This is a genomic window from Streptomyces justiciae (assembly GCF_015163075.1).
Classification (GTDB): Bacteria; Actinomycetota; Actinomycetes; order Streptomycetales; family Streptomycetaceae; genus Streptomyces; species Streptomyces justiciae.
Genome location: NZ_JADDXU010000004.1, coordinates 139,867 through 165,467 on the forward strand (window position 1 = coordinate 139,867; position 25,601 = coordinate 165,467).

At 72.3% G+C, this 25,601-nt stretch carries 24 protein-coding genes and 2 pseudogenes; 15 read left to right on the forward strand and 11 right to left on the reverse strand.

The features are described 5' to 3' along the window. Positions 1–16: 16 nt before the first annotated feature. Positions 17–943, reverse strand: coding sequence for a GNAT family N-acetyltransferase (locus IQ210_RS13045; RefSeq protein WP_194079118.1), 927 nt, complete (start codon positions 941–943; stop codon positions 17–19). Between the two features lie 285 nt (positions 944–1,228). On the opposite strand from IQ210_RS13045, the gene IQ210_RS13050 reads away from it, so the two are divergent. After that, complete coding sequence (locus IQ210_RS13050) at positions 1,229–2,353, forward strand: methyltransferase (protein WP_194079119.1); 1,125 nt, start codon at positions 1,229–1,231, stop codon at positions 2,351–2,353. A 3-nt stretch (positions 2,354–2,356) separates the two neighbouring features. Here IQ210_RS13050 and IQ210_RS13055 read toward each other — a convergent pair whose 3' ends face one another. Continuing rightward, positions 2,357–2,740 carry a tautomerase family protein gene (locus IQ210_RS13055; protein WP_194079120.1) on the reverse strand — a complete coding sequence of 128 codons (384 nt, stop codon included), beginning with the start codon at positions 2,738–2,740 and terminating at the stop codon, positions 2,357–2,359. Positions 2,741–2,849: 109 nt separating this feature from the next. On the opposite strand from IQ210_RS13055, the gene IQ210_RS13060 reads away from it, so the two are divergent. The 3 genes from IQ210_RS13060 to IQ210_RS13070 all read left to right on the forward strand — a co-directional run bounded on the left by IQ210_RS13060 (position 2,850) and on the right by IQ210_RS13070 (position 6,931). Then, complete coding sequence (locus IQ210_RS13060; protein ID WP_194079121.1) at positions 2,850–3,329, forward strand: MarR family winged helix-turn-helix transcriptional regulator; 480 nt, start codon at positions 2,850–2,852, stop codon at positions 3,327–3,329. A 94-nt stretch (positions 3,330–3,423) separates the two neighbouring features. After that, the gene (locus IQ210_RS13065) at positions 3,424–5,106 is read left to right on the forward strand and encodes a tetratricopeptide repeat protein (RefSeq protein ID WP_194079122.1); all 1,683 of its coding nucleotides are present in this window, start codon (positions 3,424–3,426) and stop codon (positions 5,104–5,106) included. Between the two features lie 151 nt (positions 5,107–5,257). Continuing rightward, positions 5,258–6,931 carry a cellulase family glycosylhydrolase gene (locus IQ210_RS13070; RefSeq protein WP_194079123.1) on the forward strand — a complete coding sequence of 558 codons (1,674 nt, stop codon included), beginning with the start codon at positions 5,258–5,260 and terminating at the stop codon, positions 6,929–6,931. 122 nt (positions 6,932–7,053) lie between these two features. Here the strand turns inward: IQ210_RS13070 and IQ210_RS13075 are convergent. Next, positions 7,054–7,530: pseudogene (locus IQ210_RS13075) on the reverse strand (SDR family oxidoreductase); the annotation flags it as partial. A gap of 183 nt (positions 7,531–7,713) precedes the next feature. Here IQ210_RS13075 and IQ210_RS13080 point away from each other — a divergent pair. The 3 genes from IQ210_RS13080 to IQ210_RS13090 are packed head-to-tail and all read left to right on the forward strand — an operon-like array spanning position 7,714 to position 9,659. Further along, a complete protein-coding gene (locus IQ210_RS13080; protein WP_194079124.1) occupies positions 7,714–8,298 on the forward strand; it encodes an ATP/GTP-binding protein in 585 nt (194 codons plus the stop codon). A 35-nt stretch (positions 8,299–8,333) separates the two neighbouring features. Then, positions 8,334–8,720: a BlaI/MecI/CopY family transcriptional regulator gene (locus IQ210_RS13085; protein ID WP_194079125.1), complete on the forward strand. Its 387-nt coding sequence runs from the start codon at positions 8,334–8,336 to the stop codon at positions 8,718–8,720. A 6-nt stretch (positions 8,721–8,726) separates the two neighbouring features. Beyond that, positions 8,727–9,659 (forward strand): M56 family metallopeptidase, encoded by a 933-nt coding sequence (locus IQ210_RS13090; RefSeq protein WP_194079126.1) that lies wholly within the window; start codon positions 8,727–8,729, stop codon positions 9,657–9,659. 24 nt (positions 9,660–9,683) lie between these two features. Here the strand turns inward: IQ210_RS13090 and IQ210_RS13095 are convergent, their stop codons facing one another. Further along, complete coding sequence (locus IQ210_RS13095; RefSeq protein WP_194079127.1) at positions 9,684–10,139, reverse strand: tellurite resistance TerB family protein; 456 nt, start codon at positions 10,137–10,139, stop codon at positions 9,684–9,686. Between the two features lie 174 nt (positions 10,140–10,313). Between IQ210_RS13095 and IQ210_RS13100 the strand changes: the two genes are divergently transcribed. Then, on the forward strand, positions 10,314–11,639 hold the full coding sequence (locus IQ210_RS13100; protein ID WP_194079128.1) for a hemolysin family protein: 1,326 nt from the start codon (positions 10,314–10,316) through the stop codon (positions 11,637–11,639). Next, positions 11,636–12,658, forward strand: coding sequence for a hemolysin family protein (locus IQ210_RS13105; RefSeq protein ID WP_194079129.1), 1,023 nt, complete (start codon positions 11,636–11,638; stop codon positions 12,656–12,658). Before IQ210_RS13100 ends, IQ210_RS13105 begins: the two co-directional genes overlap by 4 nt. 2 nt (positions 12,659–12,660) lie before the next feature. On the opposite strand, the gene IQ210_RS13110 is transcribed toward IQ210_RS13105, so the two are convergent. Further along, positions 12,661–13,518: a fructosamine kinase family protein gene (locus tag IQ210_RS13110; protein WP_194079130.1), complete on the reverse strand. Its 858-nt coding sequence runs from the start codon at positions 13,516–13,518 to the stop codon at positions 12,661–12,663. Positions 13,519–13,574: 56 nt separating this feature from the next. Beyond that, positions 13,575–14,831: an MFS transporter gene (locus IQ210_RS13115; protein WP_194079131.1), complete on the reverse strand. Its 1,257-nt coding sequence runs from the start codon at positions 14,829–14,831 to the stop codon at positions 13,575–13,577. A gap of 80 nt (positions 14,832–14,911) precedes the next feature. On the opposite strand from IQ210_RS13115, the gene IQ210_RS13120 reads away from it, so the two are divergent. Continuing rightward, the gene (locus IQ210_RS13120) at positions 14,912–15,508 is read left to right on the forward strand and encodes a YciI family protein (RefSeq protein WP_194079132.1); all 597 of its coding nucleotides are present in this window, start codon (positions 14,912–14,914) and stop codon (positions 15,506–15,508) included. A gap of 40 nt (positions 15,509–15,548) precedes the next feature. Here IQ210_RS13120 and IQ210_RS13125 read toward each other — a convergent pair. From IQ210_RS13125 to IQ210_RS13135, 3 genes and pseudogenes are all read right to left on the reverse strand, one after another. Then, positions 15,549–17,347 (reverse strand): annotated as a pseudogene (locus IQ210_RS13125) (SpoIIE family protein phosphatase). Positions 17,348–17,399: 52 nt separating this feature from the next. Then, a complete protein-coding gene (locus tag IQ210_RS13130) occupies positions 17,400–18,083 on the reverse strand; it encodes a class I SAM-dependent DNA methyltransferase (RefSeq protein WP_194079133.1) in 684 nt (227 codons plus the stop codon). A gap of 130 nt (positions 18,084–18,213) precedes the next feature. After that, the gene (locus IQ210_RS13135; RefSeq protein WP_194079134.1) at positions 18,214–18,798 is read right to left on the reverse strand and encodes an Rv1733c family protein; all 585 of its coding nucleotides are present in this window, start codon (positions 18,796–18,798) and stop codon (positions 18,214–18,216) included. Between the two features lie 351 nt (positions 18,799–19,149). Here IQ210_RS13135 and IQ210_RS13140 point away from each other — a divergent pair, with 351 nt between their 5' ends. Continuing rightward, a complete protein-coding gene (locus IQ210_RS13140) occupies positions 19,150–20,151 on the forward strand; it encodes an Acg family FMN-binding oxidoreductase (RefSeq protein WP_194079135.1) in 1,002 nt (333 codons plus the stop codon). 12 nt (positions 20,152–20,163) lie between these two features. On the opposite strand, the gene IQ210_RS13145 is transcribed toward IQ210_RS13140, so the two are convergent. After that, entirely contained in the window at positions 20,164–20,574 is a 411-nt protein-coding gene (locus tag IQ210_RS13145; RefSeq protein WP_194079136.1) for an STAS domain-containing protein, read from the reverse strand. 251 nt (positions 20,575–20,825) lie between these two features. On the opposite strand from IQ210_RS13145, the gene IQ210_RS13150 reads away from it, so the two are divergent. Continuing rightward, positions 20,826–21,545 carry a helix-turn-helix domain-containing protein gene (locus IQ210_RS13150; protein ID WP_322656356.1) on the forward strand — a complete coding sequence of 240 codons (720 nt, stop codon included), beginning with the start codon at positions 20,826–20,828 and terminating at the stop codon, positions 21,543–21,545. Positions 21,546–21,685: 140 nt separating this feature from the next. Next, a complete protein-coding gene (locus tag IQ210_RS13155; RefSeq protein WP_194079137.1) occupies positions 21,686–22,312 on the forward strand; it encodes a DoxX family membrane protein in 627 nt (208 codons plus the stop codon). Positions 22,313–22,376: 64 nt separating this feature from the next. Here IQ210_RS13155 and IQ210_RS13160 read toward each other — a convergent pair whose 3' ends face one another. After that, positions 22,377–22,793 carry a pyridoxamine 5'-phosphate oxidase family protein gene (locus tag IQ210_RS13160; protein WP_097259792.1) on the reverse strand — a complete coding sequence of 139 codons (417 nt, stop codon included), beginning with the start codon at positions 22,791–22,793 and terminating at the stop codon, positions 22,377–22,379. A gap of 259 nt (positions 22,794–23,052) precedes the next feature. On the opposite strand from IQ210_RS13160, the gene IQ210_RS13165 reads away from it, so the two are divergent. After that, entirely contained in the window at positions 23,053–23,748 is a 696-nt protein-coding gene (locus IQ210_RS13165) for a response regulator (RefSeq protein WP_059193774.1), read from the forward strand. A 119-nt stretch (positions 23,749–23,867) separates the two neighbouring features. Then, the gene (locus IQ210_RS13170; RefSeq protein WP_194079138.1) at positions 23,868–25,592 is read left to right on the forward strand and encodes a sensor histidine kinase; all 1,725 of its coding nucleotides are present in this window, start codon (positions 23,868–23,870) and stop codon (positions 25,590–25,592) included. Positions 25,593–25,601: the final 9 nt, after the last annotated feature.

Here is a 25,601-nt window from a genome sequence, read left to right on the forward strand (position 1 = left end):
CCTTTCGACGCCGTGCTCAGGTCAGCACCGCCTCCCAAGTATCGACGGCGAAGTGGAGTTTCATCCCGTTACGTCCGTACAGCTCGGGCGCGCCCGTCGCGTTGGCCGTGTCCACCCCCAGCCCCACGGTGTTCCGCCCCCGCGCGGCGAACGCGGCGAAGGCCTGCCGCAGCAGCAGCCCGCCCAGCCCCTGCCCCCGGGCCTCCCTGAGCACCCCCACGCTCCGGATCCACCCCATGGCCGCGCGGTCGTCCCGCGCGATGAGGAACCCGACGTCGCCCAGCTCCTCGGTGTCGAGGAGCCATACCAGCGACCAGTCCAGGCGCTCGGCGTCGATGTCGTGCAGCCACTGCTCGTAGGCGCGTGGCTGGAAGTCGAAGTGCTCCGCGAAGGTGGACTGGTAGAGCTGATGGGCGCGTTGACGGTCCGCCTCGGTGACGCAGGGACGGATGCGCACGCCTTCGGGCGGCTCCGGGGCGCGGTCCAGGTCCCGGTCGAGCGGGCGTTCCAGCACGTGGTAGCGGCGTACGACGTACCAGCCCCGTGCCTCGATCAGTGAAGTGTCCAGCGTCGGCCGGGTGTTGAGATGCAGATGGACGACGGCCTTCGCGGCGCCGTTCGCCCGGGCCCGCTCGACGGCCCTGCGGTGGAGGGCGTCCAGGATCTGTTCGCCGGCCGCCTGATGGTCGGGGAGGACGTAGTGGTCGACGTCGATCCGCTCGTTCCCGGAGTCGTCCCACAGCAGCCCGTACGCCACCAGCCGCTCCCCGTCGAAGACCAGCCAGGAGTCACGCTCCAGGTCGACCTCCGGACGCCTGAGGTCGGCCTCGACCTCGGGGAGGTCGGTCTCGCGCCGGCCGATCTCGATCTCGTCGACGGCGTTGAGCAGCTCGGTGATCGCGGGCGCGTCGGCGAGCCGCGCGGGGCGCAGGAGGTAAGGCATGAGGGCCAGGGTCCAGGGAGGCGGAGGGCGGCTGCAACGGGTTTTCGGCGGACGGTTTGCCCGTGAGGAGGCCATCGTGCGAGCCTCGTACGTCATCTCTCCGGAAGGACCCCCTCGTGACACTCGGCATGGTTCTGGGCGACGTCTCCTCGCGCGCTTCGACGCGGGAGCCGTAACCCTTCCTGCCCCGATCTCCGAACCCGTGCCGCAGCACGGGCCGTCGGTGCTGCTCCTCGTCGAAGTGCTCTTCGTGCCCCTGCACGTTCGATCACGAGGAGTACCTCCGTGTCCACGATCCACTGGACCGAAGACCGCACCGCCCGATCCGCCCGCTGGCACTCCGAGAGCGCCGCGCCCCCGCCGCGCCGGGTCGTCGTCGTCGCCGACGACCGCATGAACGCGGCCACCGCCCACCGACTCGCCCGCGAGGGAACGGCGTTGCTGTGGCGGGGCGACTTCCCCAACGCACGCCAACTGCTGAACGCGCTGCGCCGCCGCGCCGACCGGCGACCGCCCCGCCCGGGGAACACTCCGGCGGAGTCCTTCCACCTCCACCGGCAGGCCCGCGGCCTCCGGGCCCGTCTGCTGGGCAGGCTGGTCGTGTTGCTGGAGGACGACCAGACCCTGGACCTGCGCCGCGCTCCCGACGTGCGTCAGGCGTGCTTCGAGGCGTACGGGCGGCCGAACGGCCGCACCGCGGTCGCCCTGACGGAACTGCTGGGCGTCCTCGGCGCGCGGCAGTGGCGGGAGCGGGGCGTCGAGGTACCGGCCCTCGGCGCCCGTATCCACCCGCACTACGGCGTCTTCTCCCCGGTCAGGGGCGAGTACGTCGACCTCGTGGCGCGAGCACCCCTGCCCGTGTCCCCGGCCTGTCGTACCGCGTTCGACCTCGGCACCGGCACGGGCGTGCTCGCCGCCGTCCTCGCCCAGCGCGGTGTCGGCCAGGTCGTGGCCACCGACATCGCTCCGCGCGCCCTGGCCTGCGCCCGCGACACCGTGCGGCGGCTGGGGCTCGGCGGACGGGTGGAGGTCGTGGGGCCGGCCCTGTTCCCCGAAGGCCGCGCCGACCTCGTCGTGTGCAACCCGCCCTGGCTCCCGGCCCGGCCGACGTCCGCCGTCGAGCAGGGCGTGTACGACCCGGACGGCGAGATGCTCCGCGGCTTTCTGCACGGCCTGGCGGACCATCTCGTCCCGGGCGGTGAGGGATGGCTGATCCTCTCCGACCTCGCCGAGCACCTCGGACTGCGCAGCCGTAGTGAGTTGCTGACCGGCATCGAGGCGGCGGGGCTGCGCGTGGTGGACAGGCTCGACATCCGGCCACGGCATCCACGGGCGAGGGACACCACGGACCCGCTCCATGCCGCCCGAGCCGCGGAGGTCACCTCGCTGTGGCGCCTGGCCCCGCGATGAGCGTCAACCCACCCGGCCGCCCACGCCGGAGCGCCCTTCGGGCACGGCCGTCAGACTGACCGCCACCTCTTCGCGCACCGGCTCACCGAGTACGTCGACCACGGCGTCCGTGATCGCGGCGATCAACCGGGCCGGCGCGTCCGGCACGTCCGGGTGCCGGTAGGCCGCCTCGCGCAGGCTCAGCCTGACGTCCGGGGCGGCCCGCTCGGTCGGCACACCACCGACGCCCCGCCGGTGGGGCGGGATGCCGATGAGGTCCACGGCGACCATGTGGCGGAACGGCTCGCCGTAGACCGTTCCGACCGCGTCCGCGAGCCCTCGGATCAGGCCCTCCTCGGTCTTGCCGTCGAGGGCGCTCTCGCTGATGTGCACGGTGAAGTGAGGCATGGTGGAATCTCCGTTCGGGCCCGTGGTGGCGGGCGGTTCGGTGTTTGGCTGAGATGCCTTTGAAAGCAAAGCAGCTTTGATGTCAAAGGTAAATGGCGAGGAGTGTGTGATGGCCGGATCCGTGCGGCGCGAGGCCGAGACGGATGGTGTGGACACCGCGGTGCGTGAGCTGCTGCTGCTCATGCCGCGCATGGTCGGCCGGGTGAAGCGCATCCCCGTGCCCGAGGCGCTGGAGTCGCTGTCGCTGGCGCCCCGTCATCTCTCCTTGCTGGCCTGCCTGTTGTTCGACGGTCCGCTGACCGTGAACGACCTCGCCGCCCGTCTGGAGGTGGCGCCCACCACGGTCAGCCTGATGGTCGGCGACCTGAGCGGCAAGGGCGTCCTCGACCGCCGCGAGGACCCCGCCGACCGGCGGCGCCGCATCGTGGCCATCGCCCCCAACCAGCACGAGGCCATCGCCGCCTGGCTCGCCCCCGGCGCCCAGGCCTGGCGCCGCGTGCTCACCCCGCTGGAACCGGAACAGCGCCGCCTGTTCGTCGACACCCTGCTCGCCTACGAGGCGGCGGTCGCCGAGGAGCGCGAGCGCTGAGTCGCCTGCGCCACGGCGGCGGTTGTCGGCGTGTCGGGCGCAAATCACCCTGTAACGTCGCGAATCCAGGCCTGCTCGCGCTCGGGGGAATCCCATGGACTACTACGACCTCGGCACCCACAGCCGCACCGTGACCACCTCGTCGCCCGAGGCTCAACTGTGGTTCGACCGCGGGCTGGTGTGGACGTACGCCTTCCATCACGAGGAGGCCGTCGCGTGCTTCCGCGCCGCCGCCGAGGCCGATCCCGACTGCGCCATGGCCTACTGGGGCATCGCGTACGCACTCGGACCCAACTACAACAAGCCGTGGGAGTTCTTCGACGGCGACGACCTCGCCCGTACCGTCGAGCGCACCCACGCCGCGGTCGAACGGGCCCACGAGAAGGCCCGGGCCGCCGCCACCCCCGTCGAACGGGCCCTGATCGAGGCGCTGCGCGCCCGCTATCCGCAGGCGAAGCCCGTGCCGGACTGCTCGGTGTGGAACGAGCCGTACGCCGACAGCATGCGCGCCGTCCATGAACTCGCCCCCGACGACGCCGACATCGCCACGCTGTACGCCGACGCCCTGATGAACCTCACCCCTTGGCAGCTGTGGAACCTCAGGACCGGCGAACCGGCGGAGGGCGCCCGTACCTTGGAGGCCAAGGCGGTCCTCGACCGGGTGCTCGCCTCGGACGCCGGTGGGCGGCATCCCGGCGTGCTGCACCTGTACATCCACCTCATGGAGATGTCCCCGACGCCCGAGACGGCCCTGCCCGTCGCCGACCGGCTGCACGGCCTGGTCCCCGACGCCGGACACCTCCAGCACATGCCGTCCCACCTGGACGTGCTGTGCGGCGACTACCGCCGGGTCGTCTCGGACAACAGCGCCGCCATCCGCGCCGACGAGAAGTACCACGCCCGGGCCGGCGCGATGAACTTCTACACCCTCTACCGCTCGCACAACTACCACTTCAAGATCTACGGCGCGATGTTCCTCGGCCAGTCCCGCATCGCCCTGGAGACCGCCGCCGAGCTGGAGGCGTCGATCCCGGAGGACCTGCTGCGCGTGCAGAGCCCGCCCATGGCCGACTGGCTGGAGGCCTTCCTCGCCATGCGGGTCCACGCGCTGATCCGCTTCGGCCGCTGGGCCGACATCCTCCAACTGTCGCTGCCCGCCGACCCGGAGCTGTACAGCGTGACGACCGCCATGCTCCACTACGCCCGCGGAGTCGCCCTGTCCGCCCTCGGTCGCGTCCCCGAGGCCGAGGATGAACGCGCCCTGTTCCACGAGGCGGTGGCCCGGGTCCAGGAGACCCGCATGCTGTTCAACAACACCTGCGCCGACATCCTCGCCATCGCCTCCGCGATGCTCGACGGCGAACTCGCCTACCGCAAGGGCGACTTCGACGCCGCCTTCGCCGCGCTGGAGCGGTCGATCGCGCTCGACGACAACCTGCCCTACGACGAGCCGTGGGGCTGGATGCAGCCCACCCGGCACGCCTACGGCGCCCTGCTCCTGGAACAGGGCCGGGTCGCGGAGGCGGAGGCGGTCTACCGCGCCGACCTCGGTCTCGACGACACCCTGCCGCGCGCGGTCCAGCATCCCGGCAACGTCTGGGCGCTGCACGGCTTCCACGAGTGCCTGGTCCGGCTCGGCAAGGTCGGGGAGGCGCGGATCGTCGCCCAGCAACTGAAGATCGCGGTCGCGCTGGCGGACGTACCGATCGAGGCGTCGTGCTTCTGCCGGCTCGACGCGGTGTCGGGAGGCGGGGGAGGGGGCGGGTGCTGCGGGTGAGTCGACGCGGTCCCTGCATCAACCTGCCCGCGGCAGTGGGTCTTTGTTCATTCCCTTGACGTGTACCTGGCGCCATCGCTTTTATGGGAGCGCTCCCATATCGCTCTCCTCCCATGCCTGAGTTTCTTGGCGCTCACTCCCAGGAGTCGCAGTGAGAAGAACAAGAAGCACGACAAGAAAGAGCACGACGAAAGAGAGCCTCTTCACCCGGCTGGCGGCAGCCCTCCTCGGGCTCGTCCTGCTCGGCGCCCTCTGGCCGGCCGCCGCGTACGCCCAGGCCGAGCCGCCGGGCACCCAGGCCACCGGGCTGCACATCAGCAACGGCCGGCTGCTCGAGGGCAACGGCAACGATTTCGTGATGCGCGGCGTCAACCACGCCCACACCTGGTACCCGAACGAGACGCAGTCGCTGTCCGACATCAAGGCCCTCGGCGCCAACGCCGTCCGTGTCGTTCTGGCGGACGGTCACCGCTGGACGGCCAACAGTGCGGCGGACGTTGCCAACGTTGTCAGTCAGTGCAAGGCCAACCGGCTGATCTGCGTCCTGGAGGTGCACGACACCACGGGATACGGCGAGGACGCCGCGGCCGGCACCCTCGACCAGGCCGCCGACTACTGGATCGGCCTCAAGGACGTCCTGGCGGGCCAGGAGAACTACATCATCATCAACATCGGCAACGAGCCCTGGGGCAACACCAACCCCGAGGGCTGGACCGACCCGACCATCGCCGCGATCAAGAAGCTGCGCAACGCCGGCTTCGAGCACACGATCATGGTGGACGCGCCCAACTGGGGCCAGGACTGGCAGCAGGTCATGCGCACCAACGCCCAGAGCGTCTACAACGCCGACACCACCGGCAACCTGATCTTCTCGATCCACATGTACAGCGTCTTCGACACCGCGGCGGAGATCACCGACTACCTCAACGCCTTCGTCAACGCCAAACTCCCCATCCTCATCGGTGAGTTCGGTGGCCCCGCCGACCAGTGGGGCGATCCGGACGAGGACACCATGATGGCCACCGCCGAGCAGCTCGACCTCGGGTACCTGGCCTGGTCGTGGAGCGGCAACACCGACCCGATCCTCGACCTCGCGATCGACTTCGACCCCAACCAGCTCAGTTCCTGGGGCCAGCGCATCTTCAACGGCACCAACGGCATCGCCCAGACCGCCAAGGAAGCCACCATTTACGGCGGTGGCGGGTCCGGCGACACCCAGGCGCCCACGACCCCCGGCACCCCGAGCGCCTCCGCCGTGACGGCCACCTCCGCGGCCCTCACCTGGACCGCGTCCACCGACAACGTCGGCGTCGCCGGCTACGACGTCGTCCGGATCAGCGGCGGCACCGAGACCAAGGTCGCCGCCTCCACCACCAACTCCGTGACGGTGACCGGGCTTTCGGCCGAGACGGCGTACACCTTCGCCGTCTACGCCCGAGACGCGGCGGGCAACCGCTCGGCCCGCTCGGCGACGGTGAACGTCACGACCGGCAAGGCCCCGGTGCTCAACTGCTCGGTCGGCTACCGGATCGTGGGGGAGTGGCCGGGCGGATTCCAGGGCGAGATCACCATCCGCAACACCGGGACCACCGCCATCAACGGCTGGACGCTCGGCTTCTCCTTCGCCAACGGCCAGACGATCTCCAACATGTGGGGCGGCACCCCGACCCAGAGCGGTGCCGACGTGAGCGTCGCCCCGGCGTCCTACACGTCGAGCATCGCCGCCGCCGGTTCGGTGACCGTCGGCTTCATCGGCGCCAAGGGCACGACCAACGCGGCACCGACCGCGTTCACACTGAACGGCAGCACGTGCGCGACCAGTTGAGACCCGCGCCCTGCTGAGGGCCGGGTCCCGTGGCCGACCGGCGGTGTCTTCACGCCGGTCGGCCACGGCCTGACTCATAGCGGCACCTGCCTCAGTGGGCGGTGAAGCCGCCGTCGAGGGGGAGTCCCCAGGCGGCCGATGGGCTGCTCCTTGGTGATCCCGGCCATGGCCTCGGCCTGGTTCTGGACCATGTCGGCGACCATCGGGGTTTCGATGACGCCGGGGCACACGGCGTTGATGCGGATGCTGCGGGGCGCGTACTCGACGGCGGTGCTGCGGGTCAGGCCGATGACGCCGTGCTCGGGCGGCCCGACGATCCCGCCCAGGGACGAGCAGTTGACGATGGCGCCGCTGCCCTGCTTCCGCACGGCGTTGACCCGGTCGAAGCCCTCGGCCGTCTCGTCGGACGGATCTAACTGGATGCCCGCGTTGTTGAAGGCCATGCCCAGACGGCCGTACTCCGCCACCGCGCTCTGCACCGCCGCCTCCACGCCGCCCGCGGAGATGCGACCGTCGTGGGTGTCGCTGCGGCCTGGCGCGACTCGAAGCTCGTCGGCCGTGGCGATGCGGTCCAGTTCGTCGATGTTCCAGGTGCTCATGGCGGGGGGGGGCTTTGACCGTGCTGGGTACCGCGGAGCGTCAATATCGAGGAAACAGCAGGTCACGAGCGTGTGCCAGGTACTGTCGTGTCAGGTGCTGACAGGCCCCCCGGGCGCGGCGTGGTGCCCTTGGACCGACCGGCCACGCCGCCCTGGCCATCGACGAAAGGGCTCCGAGCGGACATGCGTCGATACGTGCTCACCGGCACTCCGGGTGCCGGGAAGACCTCCATCCTGCGTGGCCTGGCCGAGCTCGGTCACCCGGTCGTGGAGGAGGCGGCGACCGCCGTCATCGCCCAGGCCCAGGCCCGGGGCGAGGACGAGCCGTGGACGCGGGCGTCCTTCCTCGACGACATCGTCGAGATGCAGCGCCGGCGGCAGTTGGCGGCCCCCGTCAGCGGCCCGGTCCAGGTGTACGACCGGTCACCGATCTGCACCCACGCCCTCGCCCGCCATCTGGGCCGGCCGATCCCACCGGCGCTCACCGCGGAGATCGAGCGGATCACGAGCGAGCGCGTCTACGAGCCGGAGGTGTTCTTCGTCCGCAACCTGGGCTTCTGCGAACCCACCAGCGCCCGCCGCATCAGCTTCGAGGAGTCGCTGGAGTTCGAGAAGGTCCACGAGGAGAGCTACCGCGCCTTCGGCTATCGGCTCGTCGGCATCCCCGCCGCCGACCTCGCGGACCGTGTCGCCGCGGTCGGTGCGGTGATCTCCGGGCTCGGAGCTGCGGAGGGTGCACCCGGTGTCCGTACGATGGACCGCCCGTGACGTGCGTGGCGGCGGAGCGGAAAGGGAGACAGGGAGTGACGGATCATCGGCGTCCCCGGCGGCGGGGGCAGGGCGAGCTGGAGGTGCAGGTCCTGTCGGCCCTGCGGGCGGCGGACGGACCGGCGACCGCGGGCTGGGTGCAGGAGCGTCTCGGCGGGGACCTGGCCTATACGACGGTGATCACGATCCTGACCAGGCTGCTGGCCAAGGGGGCGGTGACCCGGGAGCGCGCGGGCCGCTCCTTCGTCTGGACGCCAGTGTCGGACGAGGCGGGCCTCGCCGCACACCGGATGCGCAGGCTCCTCGACGGCGAGACCGACCGTGAGGCGGTGCTGGCCAGCTTCGTCACCTCCCTCGAACCCGACGACGAGCGACTGCTGAGGGAACTGCTGGGACAGGCGGAGAGCGAAGGGGAAGACTGAGACCTCATGGGGGTGTTCGTCTTTCTGCCGCTGGTCCTGCCCTTGTCGGCATGGCCGATCGCACGGCTCGCCGAGCAGCATCTGCACCCGCGCCTCGCCACCCGGCTGCTGACGGCCGTGGCCGGCGTGATGGCGCTGTGCAGCACGGTGTGTCTCGGGCTGCTCATGGTGGTCGGCACCGCCCAACTGCCGGGCAACCCGCTGCCGGACGGCTGGTCCGACCCGGAGGTCCGCGCGGCCGTGCCTTACGACGAGGTGGCCGGGCGCGCCGCGATCCCCGTGCTGCTGGCGGTCGCCGTGGTGTGCGGTCGCACCCTGTGGCGGCACGGGCGGGTGCGGCGGCGCGCACACCGGGCGCTGACCGGGCTGCCGGGCAAGGAGGTCGTCGTACTGCCGGACGAGGAGCCGTACGCGTACGCCCTGCCCGGCCGGACCCGGGACCGGATCGTGGTGACGACGGCACTGCTCGCCGGGCTCCGGCCCGCCGAGCGGCGGGCGCTGTTCACGCACGAGCGGGCCCATCTGGCCGCCCGCCACCACCGGTTCCTGCTCGTCTCCCAACTCGCGGCGCGCGCCAACCCGTTCCTGGGCCCGCTGCGCACGGCCGTGTCCTACACGACCGAGCGGTGGGCGGACGAGGAGGCGGCCCGGGCCGTGGGCGACCGGCGCGTCGTCGCGCGTGCGATCGGCAAGGCGGCCCTGGTGTCCCGGGGCACGCCGGTGCCCACGCTCGCGGGGTTCGCGCTGCCCGGGCCGGTGCCGCGCCGGGTGGCCGCCCTGCTGCGGCCCGCTCCCGTGCCGCGCAGCTGGCCGTCGATGTTCACCGCCGTGGGCCTGGCCGCCTGGGCGGCCGCCGCCGGGACCGCCGCGTCGGCGATGTCCTCCGCCAACTCCGCGGTGACGATGGTCCTCATCCTGCGCGCGGCGACGCCCCTGTAGCGAGGCGCCGCCGGGCAGCGGACCTCAGAGGTCGAACTCGTGCGGCGGCAGGTCCAGGGCGAAGCACGCCTCGCGGACGACGGCCTGCTCGGTCTTGTCGAAGTCGCCGTCGGCGCCGCCGATGACGATGCCGATCTGGATCACGGCACGTGCCTCGGCGGGCTTCTTCTTCGACTTCGCGATCTCCTGGAGCACGCTGACCTTGCCGAAGGCGAAGTCGGCGGTCAGCTTGTTCAGGTTCTCGTCGAAACGCCGCTGGAGGTCCATGGCGTCGAAGTTCTGAAGGACCTCGTTGCCGGCGATCAGCTGGGCCACGCGCTGGCGTTCGGAGGGATCCACCGTGCCGTCGGCGGCGGCCACCAGCGCGCACATCGCCATGCTGGCATCACGGAACGCGCCGCTCTTGAGGTCGTTCTTCTTCGCCACGAGCTGGGTCTGCATCGTCGACGCGGATTCCTTGATGCGGTCCCACAGAGCCATCGGTACTCCCAAAAGTGTGTCGGGGCCCGGCCCGTCCCGCTGACGGACCGGCACCCCCTAATATCTACAGCAACGTAGAAACTAGCGGCTGGGCCGATAAGTTCCGGCGAACCAGAAGCGACCGATGAAGGAGCATCTCTTGCCCGCCCGACCCACGGACTCCCCGGGGCCCGGATGAGTACCGCCAACGCCCTGCTCGGCCTGCTGGCCGTGTTCGTCCTCACCGCCGGTACCGGCTACTTCGTCGCCCAGGAGTTCGCGTACGTCTCCGCGGACCGGCTGGCCCTCGCCCGGGAGGCCGAGGCCGGTGACCGGAAGGCGGCCCGGGCGCTGACGGTCCTTGAGCGGCTGTCGTTCATGCTGTCCGGCGCCCAGCTCGGCATCACCGTCACCGGCCTGGTCGTCGGCTTCATCGCCGAACCCTCCGTCTCCGCCCTGCTCGAACCGACGCTGACCGGCGTCGGCGTGCCCGAGGGCGCGGTCGGCGGCATCTCGGTCGTCCTCGCCTTCGGCCTCGCCACCGTCGTCCAGATGGTCCTCGGCGAACTGGCCCCGAAGAACCTCGCCATCGCCGTGCCGGAACGCCTCGCGAAGTCGCTGGCGGGCTCGACCCTCGCCTATCTCAAGGTCGTCGGCCCGGTCGTGCACCTCTTCGACGGCGCCGCCAACCGCCTGCTGCGCAAGGCCGGCATCGAACCCGTCGAGGAACTGCACCACGGCGCCACCCTGGAGGAGCTCGGCCACCTCATCGGCGAGTCCCACGAACAGGGCGAGTTGCCCAAGGAGACCGCCGAACTCATCGACCACGCCCTGGAGTTCTCCGAGCGCACCCTCGACGAGGTCATGGTCCCGCGTGTCGACGCCGTGTTCGTCCGCAAGGACGCCACCGCCGCCGAGGCCGTCGACCTGATCGCCCGGCACGGCCACTCCACCTACCCCGTGCTCGGCGACCACCCGGACGACGTCCCGGGCGTCATCGGCGTACGCGAGCTGATGCGGCTGCCCGCCGACCGCCTCGCCGCCACCGGCGCGGGCAGCCTCGCCCGCACCCCGCTGCTGCTGCCCGACACCCTGCCGCTGCCGGACGCGGTGGAGCGGATGCGGGAGCGGGGCGACGAGTTCGCGGTCGTCCTCGACGAGCACGGCGGCGTGGCCGGCATCGTCACCTACGAGGACATCGCCGAGGAACTGGTCGGTGACATCGCCGACGAGACCGACAAGGTCATCGAGGTCGCCGTCGCTGACGGCGAGGGCTGGCTGGTCGACGCCGGGCGGCGTCTCGACGAGATCGCCGACGCCACCGGCATCGAGCTGCCCGAGGAGGAGGACTACGACACCGCCGCGGGCCTCGTCGTGGACCGGCTCGGCCGCTTCCCGGCCATCGGTGACCGGCTCACCGTCGAACTCGCCGACGGGGGACGCGTGGTGATCGACGTACGCACCCTGGACCGGCATGTGCCGGAGCGCGTCCGTATGGAGAAGGTGGAGGAGCAGTCGTGAGTTTCCCCATGGCGGTCTTCGTCACCGTACTGCTGCTGATCGGCAGCGGCTTCTTCGTGGCCGCGGAGTTCGCGCTCGTCGCCGCCAAACGGCACCGCATGGAGAAGGCGGCGGCCCAGGGGCAGCGCGGCGCCAAAGCCGCGCTCGCCGGCATGCGGGAGCTGTCGCTGATGCTGGCCGGTGCCCAACTCGGCATCACCGTCTGCACCCTGGGCCTGGGGTCGGTCTCCAAGCCCGCCATCTCCCACGAACTCGACCCGGTGCTGCACAAGGTGGGTCTGCCCAGCGCCGTCAGCTACGGCATCGCCTTCGCCGTGGCCATGATCGTGGTCGTGTTCCTGCACATGGTGGTCGGCGAGATGGCCCCCAAGTCCTGGGCCATCGCCCACCCCGAGCGCTCCGCGATGCTGCTCGCGCCGCCGTTCCGGGCCGTGGTGAAGGTCGTACGACCGCTGATCGGCGTCCTCAACCGGATCAGCAACGCGCTCGTACGACTGTGCCGGGTGACGCCGCGCGACGAGCTGGCCTCGGTCCACAACCGCGAGCAACTCACGCATCTCGTCGAGGAGTCCGAGCGGCTCGGGCTGATCAGCGAGACCGATTCCGAGCTGCTGACCCGCTCGCTCGTCGAGCCGGAGACCCCCGTCGTCGACCTCCTGATCCCGGCCGCCCGGATCACCTCGGTCGCCGGGGACGCCGGCATCGACGACATCCTCCGCCTCGCCACCGACCACGACCGCACCCGGCTGCTCGTCCGCGAGGCGGACGGTGAGGTGCTCGGTTCCGTCCACGCCCGTGACGCACTCGTCGCCCGGGCCAGGGCACGCAGCGTCACGGCCCGCGCCCTGGCCCGCCCGGTACCGGAGCTGGCCGAGGACACCACTGTCGCCGACGCCATCGAACTGCTGCGCCGCAACCGCGCCTCCCTGGCCGTGGTCCGGGACGACACGGGCCGGCTAACGGGGATGGTGACGCTGGACGACCTGCTCGCCCGCTATCTGCAACCGCAGTCGGCGTGAGGTCAGGCGCTCGCGTAGGGGCGGGCGGCGGCGAGTGCCTGTTCGGCGTAGGAGCGGCCGAACAGGACGGCGTGGACCAGGAGCGGGAACAGTTGGTGCAGGCCGACGCGCTGCCGCCAGCCGGGGGCGAGGGGCGCCGCCTCCTCGTAGCCCTCCAGCACCCGGGCGAGCTGCGGGCAGCCGAACAGCTGGAGCATGGCCAGGTCGGTCTCGCGGTGTCCGCCGTGCGCCGCTGGGTCGATGAGCCAGACGTGGCCGTCGGTGCCCCACAGCACATTGCCGCTCCACAGGTCGCCGTGCAGCCGGGCGGGCGGTTCGGCGGGCCCCGCCAGCCGGTCGACGCGCTCACAGACCCGCTCGATCACGGCGGCCTCGGCGGACAGGAGGGTGCCCTCGTCGACCGCGCGGCGCAGATAGGGCAGGACCCGGTGACGGACGTACCAGTCGGGCCAGTTGTCCCCCGGCACGTTGCGCATCGGGGCGGCGCCGATGTACGCGTCCGTCGGGCCGCCCGGCGGCGGGGCACCGAAGGCGTCGGCACCGGTGGCGTGCAGTGCGGCCAGCTCACGGCCGAACCGCAGCGCCGCCGAGGCCTCCGGCCGCCCCTGCGGGACACACCCGGTCACCAGCCACCGCCCCTCACACCCGTGCACCACCGGCACCCGTACGGCACCGGCTTCGCCCAGCCAGTCCAGCCCCACGGCCTCGGCACGCGCCGCGCCCACGCTGCCGGCGTCCTTGACGACCACCGGCCCACCGTCGAGGGCGACTTCGGTGACCGCCCCGGCGAGCCGCCGCCCCGCCACCACGGCCCGCCCGGTGAGCCGGGCCGCCACGGCTTCGGGGCCTTCACCGCTCATACGTCGGACTCCGCGTCCAGCAGCATGCCGACCTCCCTCGCATCCGACCCATGAGTCTAGGAACCGGCGCTCTCCAGGGAGGGGGTCGACACCCTGCCCGCCGGGGTGCGCAGGGTGCGGACCTGCGGTGACAGCAGGGCAGCCGCCGTGGCCAGCACCACCAGGGCCGAACAACCGGCCAGCGCCGGGCCGACGCCCACGGCGGCGGCGATCGGGCCGGCGACCAGGAGTCCGAGCGGCGCGAGACTCAGGGAGCCGAACCAGTCGTAGGAACTGACCCGGGACAGCACGTGCTCCGGGACCTCCCGCTGGACGGTCGTGGACCACAGCACACCGAAGACGTCACTGGCGACACCGGCGGCGAACATGGCCACGGCGATCGACCACACCGGCGCCCGCGCGCCGAGCAGGCCGATGGGGACGGCGGCCGGGAACATGCACACCACGGCGACCAGGAGCGGGCGGCGCACCCGCACCCGGGCGGCCAGCCCCGCCCCGGCGATCGTCCCCACGGCCTGCGCGGCCACCACGACCGACCACGCGCGTGCCCCGCCCAGGTGCCGGTCGGCCATCAGCGGCCCCAGGACGCCGAGGTTGGCGTTGAGCGCGGCGACCACGACCGCGCTCTGCGCCACCACCACCCACAACCACTGCCGGGACGCGAACTCCCGCCATCCCTCGCGCAGTTCGGTCCAGCCGGAGGACTTGGCGCGCGGTCGTGCCGCTACCGGGAGCCGGGCCGTGAGGGCGGCACTCAGGGCGAAGGAGGCCGCGTTGACCGCGAGGGCCCAACCGGCACCGACCAGGGCCACGGTCACCCCGGACAGCGAAAGGCCCAGCAACAGAGCGGAGTTGGTGCCCATCCGCAGCAGCCCGTTCGCCCGTTGCAGACGGTCGGCCGGCACCAGCAGCGGCACCAGGCCGTCCATCGCGGGCGCGAACAGCGCGGTGGCCGTGCCGGCGGCGACGGCCAGCAGACACATGCCCGCCAGCGGGGCGTGACCGCTCAACACCATGGCCGCCAGACCGGCGTAGGCCGCCGTACCCAGCACGTCCGCCAGGACCATCAGCCTCGACCGCGACATCCGGTCCGCGATGACCCCGCCCACCAGCACGAACACCAGCTGCGGCAACGCCTGACAGGCCAGCACAAGTGACAGGCGGCCAGCATCGGCTCCCGGCAGGGCGAGTACCGCGAACGCGAGCGCCGCACGTGCGAAGCCGTTACCCAGGACGGAGACGACCCGTGCGCACAGCAGCAGCACGAACCGCTGGTCACGCCACAACGGCGAAGGATCCGAAGAGCGTGTCATGACCACGGACCCTAGAAGATCGAAACCGGGAGAGGATGTGAACCGGCCATCGCGTACGGACGACCTTCTGGGGGAGCGACATGGAGTACTTCATCTACTGCCGGGACCGGGCGGATTCCCTCGACCTGCGCATGCGACTGAACGAGGACCACTGGACGTTCATGGACGGCTACGCCGAGGAGATGATCGCGCGTGGGCCCACGTTCCCGGCCGAGGGCGACGGCGTGAGCGGCAGCATGCACATCGTCGACCTGCCCGACGCGGCCGCCGCACAGCGGTTCGCGTTCGAGGAGCCCAACTACAAGGCCGGTGTCTACCGTGACGTCCTCATCCGCCGCTGGCGGAACACGCTGGGGCGCACGATGTGGGAGTACGCGGGAACGACGGCCGGATTCGGTCGCTTCCTGATCATCGCTCACGGCGGGCCCGAAGCGGTCGCCGACCTGGAGGCGGAGCAGCGGCGCTATCTCGAGGACGGCTTCCGCGACCGGCTGATCGCCTACGGGCCGCTGCTCGCCGAGGACGGTGTCACCTGGCTGGGCACCGCGGTGCTGGCCGAGCTGCCGGACCGCGCGGCCGCCGAGGCCATGGTGGCGGGCGAGCCGTACGCGCGGGCGGGGCGGTACGAGAGCGTCGAGATCCACGACTGGCAGTGCGGCGGACGCCCGGCGGACTGACCTGAGGGTTCACAGAGGGGCGTCGCGGGGGAGCGGCTGCTCACAGAGGGGCGTCGCCGGGGAGCGGCTGCTCGAACCAGACCACCTTGCCCGTGCTCAGCCGCGTCGCCCCCCAGCGCCGCGACAACTGGTCGACCAGGAACAGCCCCCGGCCGCCCTCGTCGCTCAACCGGGCGTGCCGCATCCTCGGCACCACCGGGGAGTCGTCCCCGACCTCGCAGCGGAGCACGTCCGTGCAGAGCAGGCGCAGGGTGATCGGGCGGGAGGCGAAGCGCACGGCGTTGGCGACCACCTCGCTGACCATGAGCTCGGTGGTCTCGATGAGGGAGTCGAGCCCCCAGCGGCGCAGCGTCCTGCGGGTCAGTCGGCGTGCCTGCCCGGCGGTCTGCGGGCGCGGGGCCAGGTACCAGTACGCGACGGTCTCCGGCAGGATGCCCTCGAAGCGGGCCGCGAGCAGCGCGACGTCGTCGTCCCGGACGCCCCGGCCCAGCGTGCCGAGCGCCACGTCGCACAGGGTCTCCAATGCCGGGGGCATGGTGTGCGCGGTGGCCGTCTGGAGCCGGGCCCGCAGGTTCTCGACGCCGGTCAGCACGTCGGAGTCGCGGGACTCCACCAGGCCGTCGGTGTAGAGCACCAGCGTCGCCCCGCCCGGCGCGTGGACCTCGGTGGTCTCGAAACCGCCGCCGCCCACACCGATCGGCGGCCCGGGCGGCACCGACAGGATCTCCCCGTGCCCTTCGGGATGCAGCAGCACCGGCGGCAGATGGCCGGCGTTGGAGACCAGCAGCCGCTGGAGGACCGGGTCGTACAAGGCGTACAGACAGGTCGCGGTGTGCTCGGTGCCCAGCCGTCCCGCCTGTTCGTCGAGGTGGTGCAGCACCTCGTCCGGAGGCAGGTCGAGCAGGGCCAGGGTCTGCACGGTGGTCCGCAGCTGCCCCATGATCGCGGCCGACGTCATGGAGTGGCCCATCACGTCGCCGATGACCAGCGCGACCCGGTTGCCGGGCAGCGGGATCGTGTCGTACCAGTCGCCGCCCACCTGCGCGGTCCGCGAGGCCGGCAGATAGCGGCTGGCCAGCCGGACGCCGGGCGGCTCGGGCAGCGACGGCGGGAGCATGGTGCGCTGGAGCGCGTCGGCGACGGACGCCTCGCGGGCGTACAGCATCGCCTTGTCGATGCCGAGCGCGGTGTGGGTGGCGAGCTGGGAGGCGACCAGCAGATCGTCGTCGGTGAAGCCGGGGCGGGCGGCGCCGCGCAGGAGGGTGACGCTGCCGAGGACGTGGCTGCGGCCGTGCAGCGGGGCGAGGATCAGGCGCCGGCCGGGCGGCACCGCCCCGGGTGCGTGCGTCGCGCCCAGCAGTTCGGCCACCGTGGCGGCCGCGTTCGGGCGTCGCCGAAGATCGGTCGGCCGTCCCGCAGCCGTGTCGCCAGCGGGCCGCCCACGGCGGGATGTACGGCCTCGGCCGCGGAAGCCAGGGCTTGCGAGGGTGTCGGCTGGGTGGTGTGCAGCCGCAGGACGCCGGGGACGGGGCCGGTCTCGTCGCCGACCGGCAGCGGGTCGTACAGATGAACGAGTGCCGTGTCGGCGAAGGCCGGGACGGCTGCCCGGCACAGCTCGGACAGCGTCTCGTCGAGGTCCATGCCGCGGGCGATGCTGCGGGTCGCCGCGTCCAGATACCGCAGCCGGTCCGTCTGCGCCTCGGTCCGGCCCTCGTCCGCACGGTCACCGGCGACGGGCGCCGGGGCGGAGCGCGCCGGCCGCCGGGAGGCAGCGGCACGCCCGCGCGCCCCGGCCGCCTTGCCGCCGGTGCGTTTGCCGCTCCCGAGGCGCTTCGTCATGCGTGTCCTTCCCGCCGGGCGGCCCGCGTCGGGGCGGCCGGATCAGGAGTCGTCAGGCGCGCCGTCGTCGGCAGCGCAGGAAGATCTGCACCTCGGGCTGGACGTCCGCGGAGGCCGGGGCGTAGGTGAACGACGACTCGTCGACGATCTCGAAGCCCGCCGCCTCGACGATCTCGCGCAGCTCCTCCCTGAGGTAGCCGGAGACCCGGATGCTCTCCCCGATGAACGGGATGGAGAAGTCGTCGACATCGGCCTCCACCATCGACAGCGCGAACAGACCGCCCGGCACCAGCAGGTGATGGACGGTCCGCAGCGCCAGCGGGATCTCCGCGCGCGGCAGCATGAGCAGCGAGAAGAAGGCCGCCACCGCCTCGAAGCGACCGAGGTCCAGCGGGCCGCCGGGCCGCAGATCGGCGATGTCCGCCTGATGGAACCGCCCGCCGGGCACATGCTTGCGCGCCAGCGCCACCATCCCGTCCGACAGATCGACACCGACGACGTCGAAGCCGGCCTCCGCCAGCTGGAGCGCGGTCGGAATGCCCGTGCCGCACCCCAGATCAAGGGCGCGGGAGCCGGTGGGCAGCGACCTGATGAGCCATTCGGCGGCCGCGACCTGCCCCTCCTTGTGCGGGAAGGCCTCGTCGTAACGGTCGCCGAGGGCGTCGAAGGCCGCGGCCTGACCCGTGCGGTCGAGCTGGATGTTCCCGTAGCCGGACTCGTCGGCGGGGCTGCTCACAGGAGTTCTCCTTCGGTGCCGCTATAGGCGATTTTTTCATAGTTGCACCGATGGGGAGGTGGCCGTACCGGGGAGGACGCGGGGCGAACCGCCGTGACGGATGGGCAGCGGGGTCGGTCGCCCGGAGGGGTCAGCCCGTCCTGTGGCCCCACTCCGGCCCGACCATGTCCCATTCCGTGCCCCACCCCGCGACCCGGCGTCGGTCGAGCCGCCACCGTACGGTCGCTCCCGCGCCGATCACGAGGCCGCTCAGGGCGAGGGCGGCACCCGCGCCGAGGAACCCCGCCTCGACGGCCGCGTCGCTCGGGCCCGGTGGCCGGGTGGTGAGGTCGTCCTGCCGGTTCGTCCAGACGGTGACCGACGACCCGGCCTTGCTGCCGGCATCCACCAGGGTGCTGCCGGTACGGAGGGAGCCGTCGGCGGCCGTCCAGCGGACCTTCGCCGCGGCGCGGTCGCTGTACATGCTGCCCTTCGCCCCGGTCGTCCGGGGGACGTCGGCCAGCAGCACGGCCCGGACAGGGGTCCGCTCGGCGCGCTGCCGGGCGAATGTCTCGTCGGCGGCGTGGGCGGCCCCCACACCCGCGAGCGTCCCGCCCACGGCGACGAGGGCCCAGACGATCAGCACGAGCCACGCCTCCAGAACGTCGTCACGTCGACGCAGCGGGTTGCTCCGCCACCGCCACCACCACTGCTTCGTACGCCTGCCGCCGCGCATCGGTCGCACCTCCTTCTGCCTGCCACTGCCAGGAAGGTGACATCGCTGGGCACACCACGGCAGGGGCCGACCAGACGACGGCGCCGGGCTGTTCGGGCCCAAGTGCCAGTGGTGGAGGGGCCGTTCAGCCCCATGTGCGGGATGCAGTGAGCCGGGGCGGCCCGGTGGGGCGCCCGCCCGGCCGAACGGCCGCCGAAGAGGGACCAACGGCCCCGTCCCCTCGCCCGGCCGCGGGGCCCACGCTCGGAGGACCGCGTTCGAAGGACCGCGTTCGTGCGGAATTTCGTGCCGTAGCCCGTGCTGACGTTCGTGCGGGAGTTCGTGCGCGAGTTCGTGCGAAAGGAGGACACCATGCGATCGACGCCTCTCGACGCCGCGACCTTGGAAGCCTGCGTCGCCGCAGCCGTGGCCGCGCCCTCGATCCACAACACCCAGCCGTGGCGGTTCCGTCTGGACCCCGAGATCCCGGCGTTCGAGGTGCGCGCCGCGGCGGAGCGGGGCCTGCGCCACACCGACCCCGTCGGCCGTGCCCTGCATCTGTCCGTGGGGGCGTCGGTCTTCAACCTCCGTGTAGCGGCCGCCCACTTCGGCTGGTCACCGTTCGTAAGACTGCTGCCGCGCCCGGAGGACCCGGGCCTGCTCGCCACCGTCCGCATGGACGGCTGCCGCAGCGGGCACGCCACCGGCCACCGCGACGACCTCTACCCGGCCATCTGGCGGAGGCACAGCAGTCGCTTCCCCTTCTCCGCGCGGCCCCTGCCCCGCCACGCGCCTGCCGAACTCGCCGAAGCCGCCCAGATGGAGGGCGCCTCGCTCGGCTTCCCCGCAGCCGGTGAGATCGCCCGTCTGCTCCGGGTAGCGGGGCAAGCCGAACTCCGCAACCGCGCGGACGGCGCGCGCGGCGCCGAGAGCCGCCGGTGGGTGCACCAGGACCCGGACTCCCCGGCGGAGACCGGGCTGCCGTGGTCCGCGCTCGGCCCTCAAGACGCCCGGGAACGCCTCCCCATGCGCGACTTCACCGCGCAGCGCCACTCCGAGCGGCTCCCCGCCCAGGACTTCGAGACGGAACCGGTCGTCGGGCTGCTCACGACGGTCCACGACCGCCGCGCGGACTGGCTGCGCGCCGGGCAGGCACTCGAACACGCCCTGCTCGTCGCCACCGTCCACGGCCTGCGCGCGTCGCTGTTGCACCAGCCGATGGAGTGGCCCGACCTGCGACGCGCCCTGAGCCCGGATCCCGAGCACAGCGGGCACGCGCAGATGCTGATCCGCTTCGGCTACGGCCCGGCGGGCCCGCTCACGCCCCGCAACGACCCGCACGTCGCGCTCGGCACGCAGGCGCCGCTCATCTAGCCCACGGTGACGTCAGCCGACGCTGACGGGCACGGAGCCCGGGTGGGGCGCGCTGCCCGGGTGGGGCGCGAAGACCGCACCGTCGGGCAGGCGGGACAGCACCTCGAAAGCCCCGCCGAGACCCACGCACCGCAGAATTCCCAGCAACCGGGCGCTCTCGGTGACCAGGCGGAGCCGTCCACCGCGGGCGAGGACCCGGTTGCGCGCCCGGCACAGGGCGCGCAGTCCGCTGCAGTCGACGAAGGACACCGGACGCAGATCCAGCACCAGGTCGGGGAACGGGCCGGCGGTCAGGGCGTCGAGGCGGGCCGACAGGGGCGGCCCTGTGCACAGGTCGATCTCACCACGCAGTTCCACCACGGTCGTGCCGCCGACGAGACGTTCCGTGTGGCAGGGCGTGGACTCCTCGTGGTCCTTGAACATGGTCCGAGACAATCCCGTGCGCCCGGGCGGACGGAAGGGCCGGTCGGTCCCTTTCAGGAGGCTGATCGGTGCCCTGACATGTGGCGCCCCGCGGCGAGTGGCGAACCGGGCAAAGGGGGCCGACCGGCCCAAGCGTGGGCCGACCACCGGGGGCGATGCTGAACCACGGGGGCGCGTGGGGGACCGGCGGCAAGGGCCTGGTCCGCCCCGGGCCGTTCCGGTGGCCCGGTACCAGCAGGAGGTGAGGGGTCGTGGCCGACACGACATCATCCGGTACGACGGCTCACACCGAACACCCCGGAGGCGATCTGGGCCGACGCCTCGTCCGGCGTCGCACGGAACTCGGGCTGACCCGGGCCGACACGGCCGACCGGGCGGGCATGTCCTGCTCCTACCTCCGCTATCTGGAGGAGTCCTCCGCCGCGATCCCGGGCAGAAGCGCCCTGCTGCGGCTCGCGGGCGCGCTGGAGACCGGCATGACCGCTCTGACCGGCGGCGAGGCCGAGGTCCCGCCGGGCCGTGAACAGGCCGCCCGCCGCGTCCAGTTGGTGGCGTTGAACGACACGGAGTGCCGTCGCCGGCTCGGCACTCATGGGGTGGGCCGCATCGCGGTGACCACGGCCGACGGGCCGACGGTCCTGCCCGTCAACTACACCGTCGTCGACGGCACGATCGCCTTCCGGACGGCGCCCGCCACCGCTCCCGCCGAGGCCCTGGGCCGCCGGATCGCCTTCGAGGTCGACCACATCGACGAGGTCATGAGCCGGGGTTGGAGCGTGCTCGTCCGTGGTCAAGCCAGGCAGGCGCAGGACCCCGCCATGGTCCGTCGGCTGACGGAACGTGCTTACAGCGCACCCTGGGCGGGTGGCTCGCGCGAGTTGTGGGTGTGCGTGGACGCCGACGAGATCACCGGCCGGGAGATCCGCGAGATCCCCGCCGACCCTGACGAGGACCCTGTCCTGAGGGCCTGAACGGGCCCTGCGGACAAGGCCGTTCGGCCCTCCGACCCGGGCCGCGCAGCCCCTCCGGTTCCGGCCGGCGCAGCGGGACATTGAGGGTGCGACGACCGTCGTCGAGTGCCCGAGCATCACCCCTGGAAGGGATGAGCACCATGGCCGTTCACGATCACCCGCACCGTCACCCGGGATTCCGCTTCCCGTCCCTGCGCAGGAGCGGGACGGCGAGCTCCTCGACCGAGGCGAGCGCTGCCGCGACGGCGACGGCGACCAGCCCGTACGTCCTGGCCGTGCTCCGCATCCTGACCGGGTTCGTCTTCCTCTGGGCGTTCCTCGACAAGACCTTCGGCTTCGGCTACGCCACCCCGTCCGGCAAGGGCTGGATCGACGGCGGCTCGCCCACCAAGGGCTTCCTCAGCGGGGTCGCCGCGGGCCCCATGGAGTCCACGTTCCACGACTGGGCCGGGGCCGGCTGGGCGGACTGGCTGTTCATGCTCGGCCTTCTTGGCATCGGCCTCGCGCTGATCGCAGGCATTGGACTGCGCCTCGCCGCCGTGGCCGGGACGGCGATGATGGCGCTGATGTGGATCGCGGAGTGGCCGCCGGCCAAGCACCTGTCCGACGGGTCGGTGAGCATGTCGACCAACCCGTTCGCCGACTACCACCTCGTCTACGCCATCGTCCTGATCGCCCTCGCCGCGGCGGGCGCCGGCGCCACCTGGGGGCTGGGGAGGGCCTGGGCGCGGCTGCCGATCGTCAGCCGGAACCGCTGGCTGATGTGAGCCGGCCCGCCCGCACGCACAGGGGCCACGCCGCACGGACGCGGCGTGGCCCCTGTGTGTCCGTTCAGGCGTCCGCGGCGGTGAGCAGGACCCCGGTCACCAGATCGGGGCGGATACGGACCGCGTAGTCCATCGTCTGCTCCACCCAGGGCCGCAGCATCGCCCGGTAGCGGGCCAGCTCCCGCGGGTCCGTCACCAGATGGGCATAGCCGGTGACGACGACGCTCCAGCCGAGATGGGTGTCGGGGTCGATGAGGTCGGCCTCGTACGCGACCACCACGCCCGGGCCGTCGGCCTGGCCGGTGTGCGAGGTCAGGGCCGCGCCCTCGTGGGTGCGGATGACGATGTCGCCGCCGTCCACCACATGGTTGACCGGGCGGATCTGCGGCAGCGCGTGACGGGTGAAGACGACCCGGCCCAGGGACACCCCGCCGAGCAGTCTCAGGGCTTCTGAACTGTCCAGTTCCCTCTTGATGGTCATGAAGGTCTTCCGTGAGCTGCGGCGCCGACTGTGCGTTCTGCCGAAAGGTGGGGGACAGATCGATGGAACGCCAGGTGGCGGGGGAGGGCTAGGGCCGTTCGGCCCTGCCCGTCGTCCGTCCGGCCCCTCGGCGGCACGGCCGGGGCGAAAGAGGGCCGACCGGCCCTGGTCTTTCGGCCCGGGAACGAGAAGGATCTCCAGGAGAGGCCGACGACCGACGAGCGGTCACCGGTACGGCACACGCGACGAGGAGCGTTCGATGGCGGACGGCGCGGGACAGCCCGGCCCCGACAACCCGATCAGGGTCTTCCTGCTGGACGACCACGAGGTGGTACGACGCGGGGTGCGCGACCTGCTCGACGACGAACCGGACATCACGGTCGTCGGCGAGGCCGGCACCGTCGAGCAGGCCCTGGTCCGGGTCCCCGCCCTGCGCCCGCAGGTCGCCGTCCTCGACGTGCGCCTGCCGGACGGCGACGGCGTGACCGTCTGCCGGGAACTGCGCTCCCGCATGCCCGAGCTGACCTGTCTGATGCTGACCTCCTTCGACGACGAGGAGGCCCTGCTGGACTCGATCATGGCCGGGGCGTCCGGCTACGTCCTCAAGCAGATCCAGGGCTCCGACCTGGTGTCGGCCGTGCGCACGGTGGCCGCGGGCCAGTCCCTGCTCGACCCCAGCGCCACCACCAAGCTGATGGCCCGGCTCCGCCAGGGACAGCAGCAGGAGGAGGAGCCGGAGGCGCTGCCGGGCCTGACCGAGCGGGAGCGGGAGATCCTCGCCCTGATCGGTGAGGGGCTCACCAACCGGCAGATCGGGCAGCGGCTGTATCTCGCCGAGAAGACCGTGAAGAACCACATCTCCCGGCTGCTGGCCAAGCTCGGCGTAGAGCGGCGCATCCAGGCCGCCGTCATCGCCACCCAGGCCCAGGACCGGCTCCGGCAGGAAGGCCGCTGAACCCGGCCGCAGCACGGGCCCTCGGGGGTTCCGTACCGTTCGCTCCGGCGGGCCGATACCGTGGCAGGAAACCGGCACGGTCGGCCGCCGCAGGGCGTACGGGACCTGGAGGATCGCAGGTGGGAAGCTCCGAGGAGTTCGAGCGGGCCCGGGTGCGGCTGCCGCAGCTGAGGCTGGACGAGCTGCTGGAGGAGTTGCAGGCCCGGCTGGACGCGGCCCGCGGCACCCGTGACCGGGTGCACAGCCTCCTGGAGGCGGTGCTCTCGGTGGGGCGCGAGCTCGACCTGGAGCAGGCGCTGCGCAGCATCGTGGAGGCCGCGGCGGTGCTGGTGGATGCGCAGTACGCGGCGCTCGGTGTGATCGGCTCGGACGGCAAGCGGCTGTCGGCGTTCCACACCGTCGGTGTGGACGAGGAGCAGATCGCCCGGATCGGCCCGTATCCCGAGGGCCACGGCATCCTCGGCGAACTGATCACCAACCCGGAGCCGTTGCGGCTGGCGAAGCTCTCCGAGCACCCCTCCTCCTACGGGTTCCCGGCCCATCACCCGCCGATGAACACCTTCCTCGGCGTCCCGATCCGGGTGCGCGACCAGGTGTTCGGCAACCTGTACCTGACGGAGAAGCGGGGCGGCGCCCAGTTCGACGAGGAGGACGAGTCGGTCCTGTCGACCCTCGCCGTCGCCGCGGGTGTCGCCATCGACAACGCCCGGCTCTACGAGGAGTCCCGGCTCAGGGAACGCTGGCTGCGGGCGAGCGCGGAGATCACGCACAGTGTGATGTCCGGCAGCGAGCGCGGCGAGGTCCTGCGCGTGATCGCCGAACGGGCCCGGCAGATCACCACCGCCGTGCTCGCGCTGGTCGCCGTCCCGGTGGAGGGCACCGGCTCGCTGACGATGGAACTGGCCATCGGCGAGGGCGCCGAGGCCTACCGGGGGCTGCTGACGCCCGTGGACGACGGGCTGATCGGCCGGGCCTTCTCCAGCGGCGTCCCCGCCACCATCGCCGACGTCTCCCGGGACGCGTGGATCGCGGCCGTCCCGTCGGGCGTCACCGGCCTGGGCCCCGCGGTGGCCGTGCCCATCGGGACGGGGGAGGGCGTACGGGGTGTCGTCCTGCTGGGGCGGGAGGCCGGACACCCCGTGTACTCGGGGCAGGAGATCGAGCCGCTCCAGGCGTTCGCCGCGCAGGCCGCGGTCGCCATGGAGCTCGCGGACCGCCGGCGTGACGCCGCCCAGATCGCCGTCCTCCAGGACCGCGACCGGATCGCCCGGGACCTGCACGACCTCGCCATTCAGCGGCTGTTCGCCACCGGCATGACGCTGCAGAGCGCGGGACGCTTCATCGACCACCCCGAGGCGTCCAAGCGCGTGCTGCGGGCGGTCGACGACCTCGACGAGACCATCAAGATCATCAGGTCGACCATCTTCGGCCTGCGCGCCCGCGAGGACACCCCCGGCTCCGGGCTGCGGGCCCGCGTGGTGCGCGTCGTCGGGGAGGCGGCACCGGTGCTGGGGTTCGCGCCGAGCGTGCGGATGGAAGGCCTGCTGGACACCCATGTGTCGAAGGACGTCGCCGAGCACGCGGTGGCCGTCCTCTCGGAGGCGCTGACCAACGTCGCCCGGCACGCCCACGCCACCCGCGCCGACGTGGTGCTGGCGACGGACGGCCGCGACCTCAGACTGACCGTCTCCGACGACGGTGTCGGCATCCCGGCAGAGGGGCGCCGCAGCGGGCTGCGCAACATGGCCGAACGCGCCGAACAGCTGGGCGGGGAACTGGAGTCGGCCGCACCGCCCGGCGGCGGGACAAAGCTCGTGTGGCGGGTGCCCGTCCAGGAGGCGTAGCAGCCGTGT